At 66.2% G+C, this 14,812-nt stretch carries 12 protein-coding genes; 8 read left to right on the top strand and 4 right to left on the bottom strand.

Annotated features, from left to right (window positions below; translation table 11 throughout):
* The first annotated feature begins 23 nt into the window (after positions 1 to 23).
* On the top strand, positions 24 to 3,296 hold the full coding sequence (locus tag ACZ5BO_RS18010) for a carboxyl transferase domain-containing protein (protein WP_464695967.1): 3,273 nt from the start codon (positions 24 to 26) through the stop codon (positions 3,294 to 3,296).
* A gap of 414 nt (positions 3,297 to 3,710) precedes the next feature.
* Here the strand turns inward: ACZ5BO_RS18010 and ACZ5BO_RS18015 are convergent, their stop codons facing one another.
* Positions 3,711 to 5,126 (bottom strand): MFS transporter, encoded by a 1,416-nt coding sequence (locus ACZ5BO_RS18015; protein ID WP_464695968.1) that lies wholly within the window; start codon positions 5,124 to 5,126, stop codon positions 3,711 to 3,713.
* Positions 5,127 to 5,350: 224 nt separating this feature from the next.
* Between ACZ5BO_RS18015 and ACZ5BO_RS18020 the strand changes: the two genes are divergently transcribed.
* From ACZ5BO_RS18020 to ACZ5BO_RS18030, 3 genes are all read left to right on the top strand, one after another.
* The gene (locus tag ACZ5BO_RS18020) at positions 5,351 to 6,019 is read left to right on the top strand and encodes a helix-turn-helix transcriptional regulator (protein ID WP_464695969.1); all 669 of its coding nucleotides are present in this window, start codon (positions 5,351 to 5,353) and stop codon (positions 6,017 to 6,019) included.
* Entirely contained in the window at positions 6,016 to 7,467 is a 1,452-nt protein-coding gene (locus ACZ5BO_RS18025; protein ID WP_464695970.1) for an alpha/beta hydrolase, read from the top strand. The genes ACZ5BO_RS18020 and ACZ5BO_RS18025 overlap by 4 nt, the downstream gene beginning before the upstream one ends.
* Before the next feature lie 178 nt (positions 7,468 to 7,645).
* A complete protein-coding gene (locus tag ACZ5BO_RS18030) occupies positions 7,646 to 8,098 on the top strand; it encodes a sn-glycerol-3-phosphate transporter (protein WP_464701312.1) in 453 nt (150 codons plus the stop codon).
* 71 nt (positions 8,099 to 8,169) lie between these two features.
* On the opposite strand, the gene ACZ5BO_RS18035 is transcribed toward ACZ5BO_RS18030, so the two are convergent.
* Entirely contained in the window at positions 8,170 to 8,634 is a 465-nt protein-coding gene (locus ACZ5BO_RS18035; protein WP_025127331.1) for a hypothetical protein, read from the bottom strand.
* Positions 8,628 to 9,083 carry a glucosaminidase domain-containing protein gene (locus ACZ5BO_RS18040; RefSeq protein ID WP_025127332.1) on the bottom strand — a complete coding sequence of 152 codons (456 nt, stop codon included), beginning with the start codon at positions 9,081 to 9,083 and terminating at the stop codon, positions 8,628 to 8,630. The genes ACZ5BO_RS18035 and ACZ5BO_RS18040 overlap by 7 nt, the downstream gene beginning before the upstream one ends.
* 448 nt (positions 9,084 to 9,531) lie before the next feature.
* On the opposite strand from ACZ5BO_RS18040, the gene ACZ5BO_RS18045 reads away from it, so the two are divergent.
* From ACZ5BO_RS18045 to ACZ5BO_RS18060, 4 genes are all read left to right on the top strand, one after another.
* Positions 9,532 to 10,542, top strand: a complete 1,011-nt coding sequence (locus ACZ5BO_RS18045) for an iron ABC transporter substrate-binding protein (protein ID WP_464695971.1) — start codon at positions 9,532 to 9,534, stop codon at positions 10,540 to 10,542.
* Between the two features lie 3 nt (positions 10,543 to 10,545).
* Positions 10,546 to 12,156, top strand: a complete 1,611-nt coding sequence (locus ACZ5BO_RS18050) for an ABC transporter permease (protein WP_464695972.1) — start codon at positions 10,546 to 10,548, stop codon at positions 12,154 to 12,156.
* Positions 12,153 to 13,241, top strand: a complete 1,089-nt coding sequence (locus ACZ5BO_RS18055) for an ABC transporter ATP-binding protein (RefSeq protein WP_464695974.1) — start codon at positions 12,153 to 12,155, stop codon at positions 13,239 to 13,241. Before ACZ5BO_RS18050 ends, ACZ5BO_RS18055 begins: the two co-directional genes overlap by 4 nt.
* A gap of 91 nt (positions 13,242 to 13,332) precedes the next feature.
* Positions 13,333 to 13,545 carry a FecR/PupR family sigma factor regulator gene (locus ACZ5BO_RS18060; RefSeq protein WP_464695975.1) on the top strand — a complete coding sequence of 71 codons (213 nt, stop codon included), beginning with the start codon at positions 13,333 to 13,335 and terminating at the stop codon, positions 13,543 to 13,545.
* Between the two features lie 5 nt (positions 13,546 to 13,550).
* On the opposite strand, the gene ACZ5BO_RS18065 is transcribed toward ACZ5BO_RS18060, so the two are convergent.
* Entirely contained in the window at positions 13,551 to 14,492 is a 942-nt protein-coding gene (locus ACZ5BO_RS18065) for a site-specific integrase (protein WP_464695976.1), read from the bottom strand.
* Between the last annotated feature and the right edge of the window lie 320 nt (positions 14,493 to 14,812).

Genomic DNA, 14,812 nt, shown 5'->3' on the forward strand with positions numbered 1-14,812 from the left:
CCTTTGCCCTTGTGAGAATTGCCATGTTTCAGAGTCTGTTGATCGCCAATCGCGGCGAGATTGCCATCCGTATCGCCCGGGCCTGCGCCGACCTGGGCATTCGCAGCGTCGCGGTGTATGCCGAGGACGACGCTGCCAGCCTGCACCTGCGCCGGGCCGACCTGGCCCTGCCCCTTAAAGGACGCGGGGTGCCGGCCTACCTGGACCGCCGGCAGCTGATCAGCCTGGCCCTGGAGCACGGCTGTACAGCGATCCACCCCGGCTACGGCTTTCTGGCTGAGAATGCCGACTTCGCTCGGGACTGCCTGGAGGCCGGCCTGACCTTCATCGGGCCGGCCCCCGAGGTGCTGCAACTGTTCGGTGACAAGGCTGCGGCCCGGGCCCTGGCCCAGGATTGCCGGGTACCGCTGCTGGACGGGATCAACCATCAGGTGAGCCCGGAACAGGCCGCCGCCTTCCTTGCGCGCCACGGCGCGCTGATGCTCAAGGCCCTGGCCGGCGGCGGTGGCCGCGGCATGCGCGCGGTCACCGAAGCCGGGCAACTGCAGCAGGCCTTTACCCGCTGCCAGTCCGAAGCCCAGGCCGCCTTCGGCAATGGCGCACTGTACGTCGAGCAGTTGCTGCAACACGCCCGGCACATCGAGATCCAGGTACTGGGGGACGGCAGCGGCGCGGTCAGCCATCTGTGGGAACGCGATTGCAGCCTGCAGCGGCGCCATCAGAAGCTGGTGGAAATAGCCCCCAGCCCGGACCTGGCTGACGAACTGCGCCAGCAACTGATCGACGCCGCCTTGCAACTGGCCAGCCGGGTGCGCTACCAGGGCATTGGCACCTTCGAGTTTCTCCTCGATCAGCAGCACCCGGGACGTTTCTACTTCATGGAGGCCAACCCGCGCATCCAGGTGGAGCACACAGTGACCGAGGCGGTGACCGGCATCGACCTGCTGCACACCCAACTGCGCCTGGCCGCCGGTGCCTCCCTGGACAGCCTGGGCCTGACCCGGCCACCGAAGCCCCAGGGGTTCGCGCTGCAGGTGCGGATCAATCTGGAGGAGCAACGGGCCGACGGCGGCACCCGCCCGGTGGCCGGAACCTTGAGCGCCTATGAAGCGCCCAGCGGTCCCGGATTGCGGGTCGATGGCTACGGCTACGCCGGGTATCCGGTGAACCCCAGCTACGACTCCCTGCTGGCCAAGCTGATCGCCCATGGCGCGGACTACCCCAGCGCCCTGGGGCGGGCCTATCGCGGGCTCTGCGAGTTCCGCCTGGAAGGTGTCGCCAACAACCTGGGGCTACTGCAGAACCTGCTGCGCCATCCGGCAGTGGCCGAATATCAGCTCAGCACCGGCTTCGTCGAGCAGCACTGGGCGACGTTGGCCCAGGTCGCCGCTGATAACCATCCCTCGCGGTTCTTTGCCCAGCAGGCGCTGGCCCCGGAGCAACTGCGCAGCGACCTGCAGGCGCCCCCGGGCACCCTGGCCCTGGAGGCCCCGAGCACCGGCGTGGTGGTGACCCTGGAAGTGGCCGAGGGTGATGAGCTGCAAGTCGGCCAGCGGGTGGCGGTGCTGGAAGCGATGAAGATGGAGTTCGAGGTCAAGGCCCAGTGCAGCGGCATCGTCCGGGCCCTGGCCACCCGGGTCGGTGATGCCCTCAGCCACGGCCAGCCGCTGCTGTTCCTGGAACCGGCCGAGGTCGCAGGTAGCGACCAGCGCAGCGAAGAGCAGCTTGACCTGGAGTTGATCCGCGCCGATCTGGCCGAGGTCCGCCAACGCCACGCCCTGTTGCACGACGCCCAGCGCCCGGACGCGCTGGCCAAGCGCCGCAAGACTGGCCAGCGCAGCGCCCGGGAGAACCTCGACGACCTGTTGGACCCGGGCAGCTTCATGGAATATGGCGCCATGGCCCTGGCGGCGCAGCGCCGCCGGCGAAGCATCGAGGAACTGCAGGCCCTGAGCCCCGCCGACGGCCTGGTGGCCGGCATCGGCACGGTGAATGCTGGATTGTTTGATGCCCCGTCTGCCCGTTGCCTGGCCCTGGCCTACGACTACACGGTGTTCGCCGGCACCCAGGGGGTGATGAACCACAAGAAAACCGACCGCCTGCTGAGCCTGGCCCAGGAATGGCGGCTGCCGGTGGTGCTGTTTGCCGAAGGCGGCGGTGGTCGCCCCGGCGACAGCGACTTTGTCGGGGTTGCCGGGCTGGACTGCCATACCTTTGCGGCCATGGCTCGGCTTTCCGGCTGGGTGCCGACGGTGGGCATCGCCTCAGGCCGTTGTTTTGCCGGCAACGCCGCATTGCTCGGCTGCTGCAACCTGATCATCGCCACGGCCAACGCCAGCATCGGCATGGCCGGCCCGGCAATGATCGAAGGCGGCGGCCTGGGCAGTTTTACGCCTGAGCAAGTGGGCCCGGTAACGGTACAGGGCCCCAATGGGGTGATCGATGTGCTGGTCAAGGACGAGGCCGAAGCCGTGGCCGTGGCCAAGCAGTACCTGGGCTACTTCCAGGGGCCGCTCGAGGATTGGCAATGCGCGGACCAGCGAGCGCTGCGCCAGCTGATCCCGGAAAACCGCTTGCGGGTCTACGACATCCGCCAGGTGATCCAGACCCTGGCCGACCGTGACAGCGTGCTGGAGTTGCGACGCCAGTTCGCTCCGGGGCTGATTACCGCACTGATCCGCATCGAGGGCCGGGCTTTTGGCCTGATCGCCAACAACCCCGCGGTGCTGGGGGGCGCTATTGATGCCGCGGCCGGCGACAAGGCCGCGCGTTTCATGCGCCTGTGCGAAGCCTTTGGTCTGCCGTTGGTGTCCCTGTGTGACACCCCGGGATTCATGGTCGGGCCCGATGCGGAACAGCAAGCCACGGTGCGCCATGTGTCGCGGATGTTCGTCAGCGCCGCCAGCCTGACGGTGCCGTTCTTCACCCTGGTGCTGCGCAAGGGCTATGGCCTGGGGGCTCAGGCCATGGCGGCCGGGAGCTTCCACAACCCGATGTTCACCGTGGCCTGGCCCAGCGCCGAGTTTGGCGCCATGGGCCTTGAGGGTGCGGTGCGCCTGGGCTTCGCCAAGGAACTGGCGGCCCAGCCCGGCCCTGAGGAGCGCCAGGCGCTGTTCGACAAACTGGTAGCCAAGGCCTACGCCCAGGGCAAGGCCCTGAACATGGCCAGCTACCTGGAGATCGACGCCGTGATCGACCCCCTGGACAGCCGCTCCTGGCTGCTTCGCGGCCTGCAGGCAGCACCCCGGCCGCAGCCCTGGGCCGAGCGCCCCCAAGGCTTCGTCGACACCTGGTAAACCCACCCGCCGCCAGCTTGTGTAGGAGCTGGCTCGCCAGCGAAGGCGTCCGCAAGGACAGCACAAGACTCAAGGGCCTCTTCGCCGGCAAGCCGGCTCCTACGAGGACGACGCCGCTATCGCGCCAGCTGTAGGAGCTGGCTTGCCAGCGAAGGCGTTCGCAAGGACAGCACAAGACTCAAGGGCCCTTTCGCCGGCAAGCCGGCTCCTACGAGGACGACGCCGCTATCGCGCCAGCCGTAGGAGCTGGCTTGCCAGCGAAGGCGTCCGCAAGGACAGCACAAGACTCAAGGGCCTCTTCGCCGGCAAGCCGGCTCCTACAAGGACGACGCAGCTATCGCGCCAGGTGTATACGGGTGGGCATTGCCCCCCCCCAGCAACCTGGTCCTGGCCAAGAGATGAATCCAGGCAGCCTCAAGCCTCGGCCAAACCCCGGGCATGGCTGCGCCGGACCTGGCGCACGCTGATAAACAACAGCGCCGATACCCCGGCATAGAGACCGAACAGCCAGGCCGCGGCCTGGCCCGCACCGGCCACACCTGCGCTGGAACCGAGGCCGGCCAGGTTGACGATCATCCCCGCCAGGGCCGCGCCCAGGGCAGTGGCCACCAGTTGCACCGTGGTGATCGAGGCGCCCGCCAGTTCCTTCTGGTCAGCGGCGGCGTTTTCCAGCACCCGGGACAACAGGTGCGGCCACGCCAGGCCGATTCCTGTGCCCACCAGCAACATCGCCAGGCACACCGCCCCCAGGCTCAAGGCCGGCGTGGTCGTGGCGGGCATGAACAGGCAGGCCAGAAGCAGGCCGGCCACCACCAGCAATGGTCCGCTGGCGATGGCACGGGACGCGCCCCGGGGGCTCAGGCCGGAGCTGAAGATCGCCCCCAGGGTCCAGCCGGCCGCCATCAGCGCGGCGATGTAACCCGCCAGCAAGGGCGTCTGCTGATGCAGCACCTGCAAAAACAGCGGGACAAAGACCTCGCTGGTCATGCCCACCACCAGCAGTGCCATGGAGATGTACAGCGCCAGCAAGGGGCTGCCTGGCTTCAGGCTGTCACGAGGCAAGAGCCGTTTGCCGGAGCGGTTTTCCACGATCACCACCAGCAGCAGAAGGCCCAGGCCCACCCCCAGGCCCAGGGCGTTGTACCCGGCTGAAGGCGTGATGCTGCCAATGGAGATTGCCAGCACCACAGCGGTCAGCAGCACCAGCTGCAGGCCGGGAATGGGCGTGCGCGGCGCCGCTTCGCGGCTTTTTCCCGGCAGCAGGGCGAGCGCCAGCAGCATGAACAGCAAGGTGCAGGGCAGCAGCACCCAGAACGCCGCACGCCAGGAGCCATGCTCGGCGAAAACCCCGCCCACGGCAGGACCGATCAGGGTGGCCGCGCCCCACATGGCGGAGATCAGCGCCATCGCCCGGGGCCACAGCGGCTCGTCGAACACCAGGCGGATCATCGCGTAGGGCAAGGCGAACAACAGCCCTCCGCCCAACCCCTGGACGCTGCGCCCGAAGATCAGCCAGCCCATGTCCGGGGCCAGGGCGCACAGACCGCAACCGAGCATGAACACCAGGCCTGCCAGGGCATAGGCGAGCTTCGGCCCCAGTCCTCCCAGCGCGCGGGTGGACAGCACCGAGCCGATGATCGAGGCCACCACGAACAAGGTGGTGTTCCAGGCGTAGTAGTCCAGGCCGCCAATATCCTTGACCACCGAAGGCAACAGCGTGGTGACCAGGTACACATTGATTGCATGCAGTGCCACGCCACCGGCCAGGGCTGCCGAGCGCAGCCCGTTCTTGCCCAGTAACAGTGCCGACCATCCGCTTGTTGAAGCCATGCCTTGCTCCCTTCGGGTTGTTCGAGAAAGCCGCACTGTATTACACAAGCATTTGCTTTGATAATTAATTTTTCATCGCCTGGGCAACCGCCTGCATGCGCCGCTGAAAGATCGACAATCGCCAGGCCCCGAGGCTGGAGCCTGTTATGCTTGCGCGGTTGGTAGCGTCTTGCACGCCCTTGATACCCCACTTGCGCATTGGTTAATGGCCCAGCATGTCCTCGATGTCCTCCCCTGCCGAGAAGAAGAACCCCGGAGCCACCGCCGAGCGGATTCTGTTTCTGCTGAAAACCCACGGCCCGCTGAAAACCGCCGACCTGGCCCCGCTGCTCAAGGTTTCCCAGGAAGCCACCCGCCAGCAGTTGCAGAAGCTGGTGGACGGCGAGCTGATAGTCGGGCAGATGATGCCGGCCCAGGGCGCCGGGCGCCCGTCGCAGAAATGGCTGTTGACCGAACAGGCCCAGGCGCGCTTTCCCGACACCCATGCGCACCTGACCCTGCAACTGATCGATTCGATTCGCGCGGTCTACGGCTCCGACGGCGTGGAGCGCATCGTCACTGACATGGAGCGGGTCAACACCGCGCAGTACCTCGACGTCTGCGCCCCGCTGCCGACCCTGGAAGAGCGGGTCCGGGCCCTGGCGCACATCCGCGAAGTGGCCGGCTACATGGCCAGCGTCGAGGCCGACGGCGACGGCTGGCTGTTGATCGAGAGCCACTGCCCGATCTGCGTCGCCGCCCAGCAGTGCCAGGGTTTCTGCCGTGCCGAACTGCAGGTGTTCCAGGCCGCCATTGGCGACCTGGGCCAGGTGCAGCGCGTGGAGCACCTGATTACCGGCGATCGACGCTGCGTCTATCGCATCCGTGCCACCCAGACGAGTCCCTGCCCGTGATCGCTCCCGCCCTGTCCCGCCTGCTCAAGCGCGGCGCGCTGATCCTTGGCGTTGCCGCATTCACCCTGCTGGCCTGGCGCGCCTTCGACAGTGAGCGGGGTCCGGCATTGCAACCCTGGCACCTGCGAGTGCCCCATGAGCTGAGCATCGAACAGATCGATGGCGCCGACTGGGCGGCCTGGCTGCAGGCCGAGGATCGGGTGTTCGCCGAGGTCCGGCACGAAGTCAGCGACCGCCTGGACCCGACCCAGGTCCCGCCCTTCAACCGTTATCGGGTGGACAGCCGGGTCTACTCGCCGCGTTTTGCCACCGACTGGAACCGCTCCTACCTGCTGCGCCCCCCTGGCACACCGCGGGGCGTGGTGGTGCTGCTGCACGGTTTGACCGACTCACCCTACAGCTTGCGCCACGTTGCCCGGCGCTACGTCGAGCGCGGCTACCTGGCCATCGGCCTGCGCCTGCCCGGCCACGGCACCGTGCCGGCCGGCCTGACCGACGTCCACTGGCAGGACTGGCTGGCCGCCACCCGCCTGGCCCTGCGTACCGCCCGGGCCGAAGTCCCGGCGCCGGCGCCCTTGCACATAGTCGGTTACTCCAACGGTGGCGCCCTGGCGGTCAAGTACGCCCTCGATGCCCTCGACGATCCGCAATTGCCTCAGGCCCAGCGCCTGGTGCTGATCTCGCCGATGATCGGTGTCGCCTCCTCCGCCCGCTTTGCCGGGCTGGCGGCGTTGCCCGCGGTGTTCCCGGCTTTCAGCAAGGCGGCCTGGCTCAACCTGCGGCCCGAATACAACCCGTTCAAGTACAACTCGTTTCCGGCCAATGGGGCGCGCCAGTCCTGGCTGCTCACCGATGCCCTGCAAAGCCAGTTGCAGGCCCTGGTGACGGACCCGCGCCTGAACCGCCTGCCGCCGATCCTCAGCTTCCAATCCTTGACCGATGCCACGGTCAGTACCCCGGCCCTGGTCAGCGGCCTGTATCGGCAACTGCCGGCCAACGGCAGTGAGCTGGTGATCTTCGACCTCAATCGCGCCCGGGACTTCGAGGGCCTGCTGGACCCGGCCAGTGTCACCTCCCTGGCCAGCCTGCTACCGCCGGCGCCGCGCAACTACGCAACCCAGCTGCTGACCAACGAGGGCACCGGCACCGCGGCGCTGGAGGCTGTGAGCACTCCGGCCCAGAGCCTGAACAGCCAGCGCCAGCGGCTGAACCTCAACTACCCGCCCGAGGTGTTCTCACTGTCCCACGTGGCCTTGCCTTTCCCCGTGGACGATGCCCTGTACGGCACACAACCCACTGCCAGCGAGGATTTCGGCGTGCACCTGGGCACGGTGGCGGCCCGTGGCGAGCGCGGGGTGCTGGTGGTGCCGATGGATGAACTGATGCGCCTTACCAGCAATCCCTTCTACTCGTATCTGATCCAGCGCATCGACGCCGATATAAACTAAGCAACAGTTCATTCATTGATCCCTTGAATGGATAGGTGCTAGTTTGCGCCCCCTTTTTGCCCCCATGATTTCCACGGGGGCACAACTGCCGCCATGGCAGGGAACCACGATGAAACCCATGATTCGACCCCACGCCCCTGGCCTGCCCTTGCCGACTCGCCGCTGGGCTCGCGCCACCATGGGCGCGGCCTTGCTGGCAGTGACCGCCCTGGAGGGCGCCCAAGCCGATCAGCAGCAGGACTACTGGATGGTGCAGACCAGCGTCTACACCAACCACTGGAGCAACGACCCCGACCACAACAACCACCAGGACCTGATCGGCCTGGAGCGCAACTACGCCGACGGCGAGTTGTGGGGTGTGAGCACCTTTCGCAACTCCTTCTCCCAGCGCTCCTACTACGCCTACGTCGGCAAGGCCTGGGAGCTGGCCGACTGGCCGGTTTACGCCAAGCTCAGCGGCGGCCTGATCCAGGGCTACAAGGGCGACTACAAGGACAAGATCCCGCTGAACCACTTCGGCGTGGCCCCGGCGCTGATCCCGGCGATCGGTGCGCATTACGGGCCGGTGAGCACCGAGCTGGTGGTGCTCGGCGCCGCAGCGGTGATGGTCAACGCCGGCTATCGCTTCTGAGTGACCAGGGCAGCCGGTGCCCTTGCATCCCTCAAGCCCGCACCTGCTGGCGGGCCTGCAGTGGCTAGCGGCTACTCCTCGCAGCCCAGCCCCTGGCGCTGGGGCTGCTCGGCCGCCAGGGTCTTGCCGGTACGGGCCATGATCTGGCCCTGCAAGGCCCGCAGTTCAGCGCCGTCCAGGCGCTGGCAGCGATTGATCTCCCAGACATCCCCCGTGGCCAGGCTGACCGAGAACAGCCCCCAGTATTCGGTGGCACCGGCCTTGGGATCGTTGTAGCCGAGGCTGAAATCGAAGTAGCCCGGGTGCGGCGGCTGGCCGCTTTCATCTTGCAGGTCACCGTCGATAAACACCCCTGGCTTGCCCATGGGGTAATCCTGATGCTTGAGAGCCACCTGCAAGACTGCCTGGGCCTGCTCGCGCGTCAGCCCCGCGGGATTGACCTGGGCCGGCTGCAAGGTGCCGGCGGCGCAGGCGCTGAGAGCGACTGCGGCCAGGCACAGCCACAGCCCCCATGAACCGGCTGGTTTTGTCAGCACGCCAAACGCCCTCTGACCGCGTTGATGATGTCCGCCAGGTAGCTGGCGAAACCGTTGCGCCCGCCGGTGGCGGCATCGCCCGTGTTGTAGCCGCTGCGAACCAGCGCCTGGGCGAACTCCAGCGGATCGCGCTTGCTGCGCACCGAGGCGCCATAGCGCTGGGCAAAGGACTGGGCGGATTTCTGGAAGGAGTCGAACTTCGCCACCTTGATGCTGGCATTGCCCTGGGGCGACTCGGCACCGCTCTGCAAGGGCGCCGGGGCGTGCATGGAGAAGTAGTTGTTGAGTTCCCGGGCAATGCGCCCGGTGCCGTACTGGCTCTCCTGGGCCGCCAGGCCCAGGATGTTCTCCACCGGCAGGTCCAGTTGATCGGCGATCGGTTGGCAGACCGCCTTGTATTTGCTGACAAAGGTGACAGCGCTGATGTTGTTGCACAGTTTGGCGCTCAAGAAAGCTCCCTCTTTTGACTGAACGATTGCAGGCTCATCCTGGCTTGATGCCCCGGTCGATTACCGGGCTCACCTTGCTCGGCCTGAGCCTGTGCCCTGGACGGCAACTTGGCTTGGAGCCTCAGCAATTGCAGGAAGCGAGGGGCATTCTGGCCGTTCCCTGGCAACTTGCATGTCTAGCGATCCTTGCTGTTGTAGCGCGTGCTGGCCGGCGGCCGGCAGGACGGAAAGCGACGGCACAGAACGGCCGATCGGGTGCAGCGAATCAAAACAGAAATGACAAGGATTCACCATAAATTTGACGATTTTTTCTGGTTTGCCGCTCTACATTTGCCATCGGACGCACATGCAAATGATTCCCATTAGGTGACGACATTACGAGTCATCCCGATTGATTCCATGCGCCGTCCCTTCCTTCGAACAATAACCGCGCAGGAGCTGCACCCCGATGACTGTCCGTCTCTCTTCCCTGTTCAAACGTGCACTGCTGGCCACGGCGTTGCTGGCGGCTGGCCACGCCTACGCCGCCTCCGATGGCATCCTGGTGTACAACGCCCAGCACGAGGGCCTGACCAAGGCCTGGGTCGAAGGGTTCACCCAGGCCACCGGAATCCAGGTCACCCTGCGCAACGGCGATGACAGCGAAATGGGCAACCAGCTGGTGCAAGAAGGCGCCGCCTCCCCCGCGGATGTATTCCTCACCGAGAACTCACCGGCCATGGCCCTGGTGGACAACGCCGGGCTGTTGGCCAGCGTCGCCCCCACGACCCTGGAGCAGGTAGGGGCGGCCTACCGCCCGGCCCAGGGACACTGGGTCGGGATTGCCGCCCGCTCCACGGTGCTGGTCTACAACCCGGCCAAGTTGAACCAGGCCCAGTTGCCAGGCTCGCTGATGGACCTTGCCGCCGCCAATTGGAAAGGCCGCTGGGCCGCCTCGCCGGCCGGCGCCGACTTCCAGGCGATTGTCAGCGCCGTGCTGGAGCTCAAGGGCGAAGCCGCCACCCTGGAATGGCTCAAGGGCCTGAAAGCCAATGCCAGCTTCTATCGTGGCAACAGCGCCGTGCTCAAGGCGGTCAATGCCGGGCAGGTGGACAGTGGGGTGATCTATCACTACTACAGCTTCGTCGATCAGGCCAAGACCGGCGAAAACAGCAAGAACACCGCCCTGCACTACTTCAAGCACCAGGACCCGGGGGCCTTTGTCAGCCTGTCCGGCGGCGCGGTACTGGCTTCCAGCCGCCACCAGGAACAGGCCCAGGCCTTCCTCAAGTGGATCACTGGCCCTAAAGGGCAGGAAGTGCTCAAGAACGGCCACTCATTCGAATATGCCGTGGGCAATGGCGCTCAATCCAACCCCAAGCTGGTGCCCCTGGCAGAACTCGATGCGCCCAAGGTCGAGGCCAGCAAACTCAACAGCAAGAAGGCAGTGGACCTGATGACCCAGGCCGGAATCCTCTGAGCCATGGCCGACGACTTGTCCCTGGCACCCACGGCTGCCGTGGCCCCGACCAGCTGCACGCCCCTGCCCGGCTATCGCCGCCGATCTCCGGGCAGCCGATCGGCTTCCTGGTTGCTGGGGGCGGCGCTGCTGGTGTCACTGCTGGCCTTGCTGCCCCTGGGGTTTGTCGTCGGCGTGTCGATCCAGACCGGCTGGGCGACCATCGTCCAGCTGGTGTTCCGGCCACGGGTCGCCGAGCTGCTGGGCAATACCTTGTTGCTGCTGGTTCTGACCCTGCCGCTGTGTGTGCTCCTGGGCGTGGCCCTGGCCTGGCTCACCGAGCGCAGCGACCTGCCCGGGCGGCGAACCTGGTCCCTGCTGGCGGTGGCACCCATGGCGGTGCCGGCGTTCGTCCACAGCTACGCCTGGGTCAGCCTGGTGCCTGCCCTGCACGGCCTGCCCGCCGCGGTGCTGGTGTCGGTGATCGCCTATTTCCCCTTTGTCTATCTGCCCGTCGCCGCCTCGCTGCGCCGGCTCGACCCGGCCCTCGAGGATGTCGCCGAATCCCTCGGGCTCAAGCCCTGGCAGCTGTTGCTGCGGGTGGTGCTGCCGCAGTTGCGCCTGGCCATCGCCGGCGGCGCGCTCCTGGTGGGCCTGCACCTGCTGGCCGAGTACGGCCTGTACGCAATGATTCGCTTCGATACCTTCACCACCGCCATCTACGATCAGTTCCAGTCCACCTACAACGGTGCGGCGGCGAACATGCTGGCGGGTGTCCTGGTGCTCTGCTGCCTGCTGCTGTTGTGGGCCGAGTCCGCCAGCCGGGGCCGGGCGCGCTATGCCCGGGTTGGCTCCGGCAGCCCGCGAGCGCAACGGCTGCAGGCCTTGCGTGGCGCTGCCCGCTACGGCGCATGGCTGTTGCCGTTGCTCACCACGACCCTGGCGCTGGGGGTGCCACTGCTGACCCTGGGCCACTGGCTACTGGCCGCGGGCATTGCCCCCTGGCAAGCACCGGAGTTGCTGCCCAGCCTGCGCCAGACCCTGGAACTGGCTGCGCTCGGGGCACTGCTGACCACCTGCGCCGCGGTGCCCGTGGCCTGGCTGTCGATCCGAATGTCCGGGCCCTTGCTGCGCCTGCTGGAAAGCTGCAACTACATCGCCAGTTCCCTGCCGGGCATCGTGGTCGCACTGGCCCTGGTGACCCTCACGGTGAAGCTGGCTCGCCCCATCTATCAAACCAGCATCAGCTTGTTTCTGGCCTATGCCTTGATGTTCCTGCCCCGGGCCCTGGTCAGCTTGCGGGCAGGTATCGCCCAGGCCCCGGTGGAACTGGAAAACATCGCCCGCAGCCTTGGCCGCTCACCGCTGCAGGCGCTGTGGCGCGTCACCCTGCGCCTGGCCGCGCCGGGAGCGGCCGCCGGCGCGGCCCTGGTGTTTCTGGCCATCAGCAATGAGCTGACCGCCACCCTGCTCCTGGCCCCCAACGGCACTCGCACCCTGGCCACCGGCTTCTGGGCCATGACCAGTGAAATCGACTACGCCGCGGCAGCGCCCTATGCCCTGCTGATGATCCTGCTCTCACTGCCGTTGACCGGCCTTCTCTACCACCAATCCAGAGTGACGGCGGGCCGATGAATACCCTTGAACTACAGGCATTGCACAAATCCTTTGGCGGCTTCAGCGCCTTGTCCGATATCAGTCTCAGTGTCCCGGCCGGCAGCCGTACGGCGATTGTCGGCCCCTCCGGCTCAGGCAAGACCACCTTGCTGCGGATGATCGCCGGGTTCGAGTTTCCCGACAGCGGACGCATCACCCTCAACGGCCAGGTACTGGTGGATGGACAGGGAGCGGTGCCGGCCCATCAACGCCTGATCGGCTATGTCCCCCAGGACGGCGCGCTGTTTCCACACTTGAGCGTGGCGGACAATATCGGCTTCGGTCTGGCGGGCAAGCAGGCGGACAAACAGCCACGGATCACCGAGTTGCTGGACAGGGTCGCCCTGGATGGCCGCCTGGCAACGCGCTGGCCCCATGAGCTGTCCGGCGGCCAGCAGCAGCGAGTGGCCCTGGCCCGGGCGCTGGCCCAGCGCCCGCGGCTGATGTTGTTGGACGAGCCTTTTTCCGCCCTGGACACCGGCCTGCGGGCCGCGATGCGCAAGACCGTGGCCCGCCTGCTGGCGGACGCCGGAGTCACCACCTTGCTGGTCACCCACGATCAGGCCGAGGCCCTGTCCTTCGCCGACCAGTTGGCGGTGATGCGCCAGGGGCGGCTGATCCAGGCCGGCGCGCCGCTGGACCTGTATCGCCACCCCCTGGATGCGCAGACCGCAGTGTTTCTCGGCGACGCCGTGCTGCTGCCCGCGCGGCTCGCCAACGGCCTGGCCCATTGCGACCTGGGTCAGGTGCCCATCGGCGATCACTCGCTCAAGGGACCGGCACAGATCATGCTGCGCCCGGAACAGCTGCAACTGCGCACCGATGCCCCGGCTAGCGGGGGCGACGCCGGCTGCGCAGGGGTGGTCAGCGACTGTGATTTTGCCGGCAACACCTGCACCCTGAGCATCAGCGTCGCCGCCGTCGATGGCAGCCAACACCGGCTACCGGTACGCAGTTCCGGGTTGTATGCCCCGAAGGTCGGCAGCCGGGTATGGATCTCGACCCGGGGCCATGCCCATGTCCTGGGGGCGGCGCCGGGGGCATCAGCGTCCTCGTTGACCTGAGACCTTGGCCGGTGGCGCATTCAGTCCGATACTGACGCAGCATCCGCGGCCCGCAGGCGCCCCCGGCGTTACCTTGAACAAGGATTGATCGATGACGAATCCTGCCAGCGAAGCAGACGAATACTTGATGATGCAGGCCGCGCACTGGTGCCTGCGCCTGCGGGAAGCCGATTGCACCGTCGAGGAGCGGCGGGCCTTCGAAGACTGGCTGCAGAGCGACCCGAGCCATGCCTTCGAGTACGCGAAAATGCTCGAAGCCTGGGACCTCGCAGGACAATTGTCCCCCACCCTGTCAGCCCCCTGAGGCGGTCACAGGTCGAAACGGTCGACGGCTCGGCGGCGCTCGTTGTCATCGCGCAGGTCGTAACTGGCGGTGGTCTGGATGTTGCTGTGGTGCGCCAGTTTCTGGGCGATCGACAGGTCGTGCTCCTCGATCACCCGGGTAATGAACGAACGACGGAAATCGTGAGGCATGATCCGCACGCCGACCTCGGCCCCGCGTCGCCGGGCAATGTAGTAGATGGCGTGCTTGGTAATGCGCTCGCGGGTGATGTGGCCGCCCCGGCGGATCCGGTTGAACAGGAACGGGTCGTCTTCCTGGCCTGCGGGCAGGTGCGAGCGACGCAGCTCCAGCCAGGCCTGCAATTTGTCGAAGGCCCAGGTGGGCGCGTACTTGATCAACTGGCGATTGCCCTTGGCCAGCACCTGCAGGCTGCGCTCGTTGAAGTCCACCTGGGCCAGGTCCAGGTTCACCGACTCGGACTTGCGCATGCCCGAGCCATAGAGCACCGCAATCAGCGCTGCATCGCGTACGCCCTGGGGGCGCGGGTCGGCGGCGCACCTGGCCATCAGTTCATGGATCAGACCACGCTTGAGGTTGCGCCCACGGGCCAGGCGTGTGCCGCTGATGGCCTTGACCGAACGCATCTTCAACAGGTGGTCCTGGCTGATCAGGCTGGCGCGCCAGGCCTCGTTCATCACCCCGCGCAAGGCGTTGACGTACAGCGATGAGGTATTGGGCGCGTAACCGTCTGCGCGCAGGGTGGCCACCAGGGCCGTGACATGCTCGGGCTGCAACAGGTGCCAGGGAATCTCTTCGAGGTTCTGTTCGGCATAGCCCAGGCGGTCGGCGGTGTCCTGCAGCACGTAGCGCAGGGTCGACTGGCTGGAGGGGGCCAGCCGCTTCAGGTACAGGCTCAACGGGTTGGGCGCGCCCAGGCTGGCGACGCGGTCATGGCCCGACGGATTCATGGGTTCTGCACTGGGCAAGGTTGCACCGGGTAGCACCTTTGCGAGGTAAGAAAAATACTTTCGGTGGCCCCTTCAATCGCCATTGAAAACTGGTTACAAGAGTCGCCGCATCTGTGCACTTCGATAACTTTGGAAACAAACTGAACACTAGCTGTCTGGCTCGCAGAAAAACGGACTTTTACCTTATTTTTCATATTCGTTTCACATTTTTCGGCTTAATCTCAGCCCCCGACAGACAACCGTCCGAGTGCAGTTTTTTCTCAGGTTGCAAAGATAACACCTTGATCCACCTTTACTTTTAATAAACCTAGTCTTTACTG

The organism is Pseudomonas sp. FFPRI_1 (assembly GCF_055384485.1).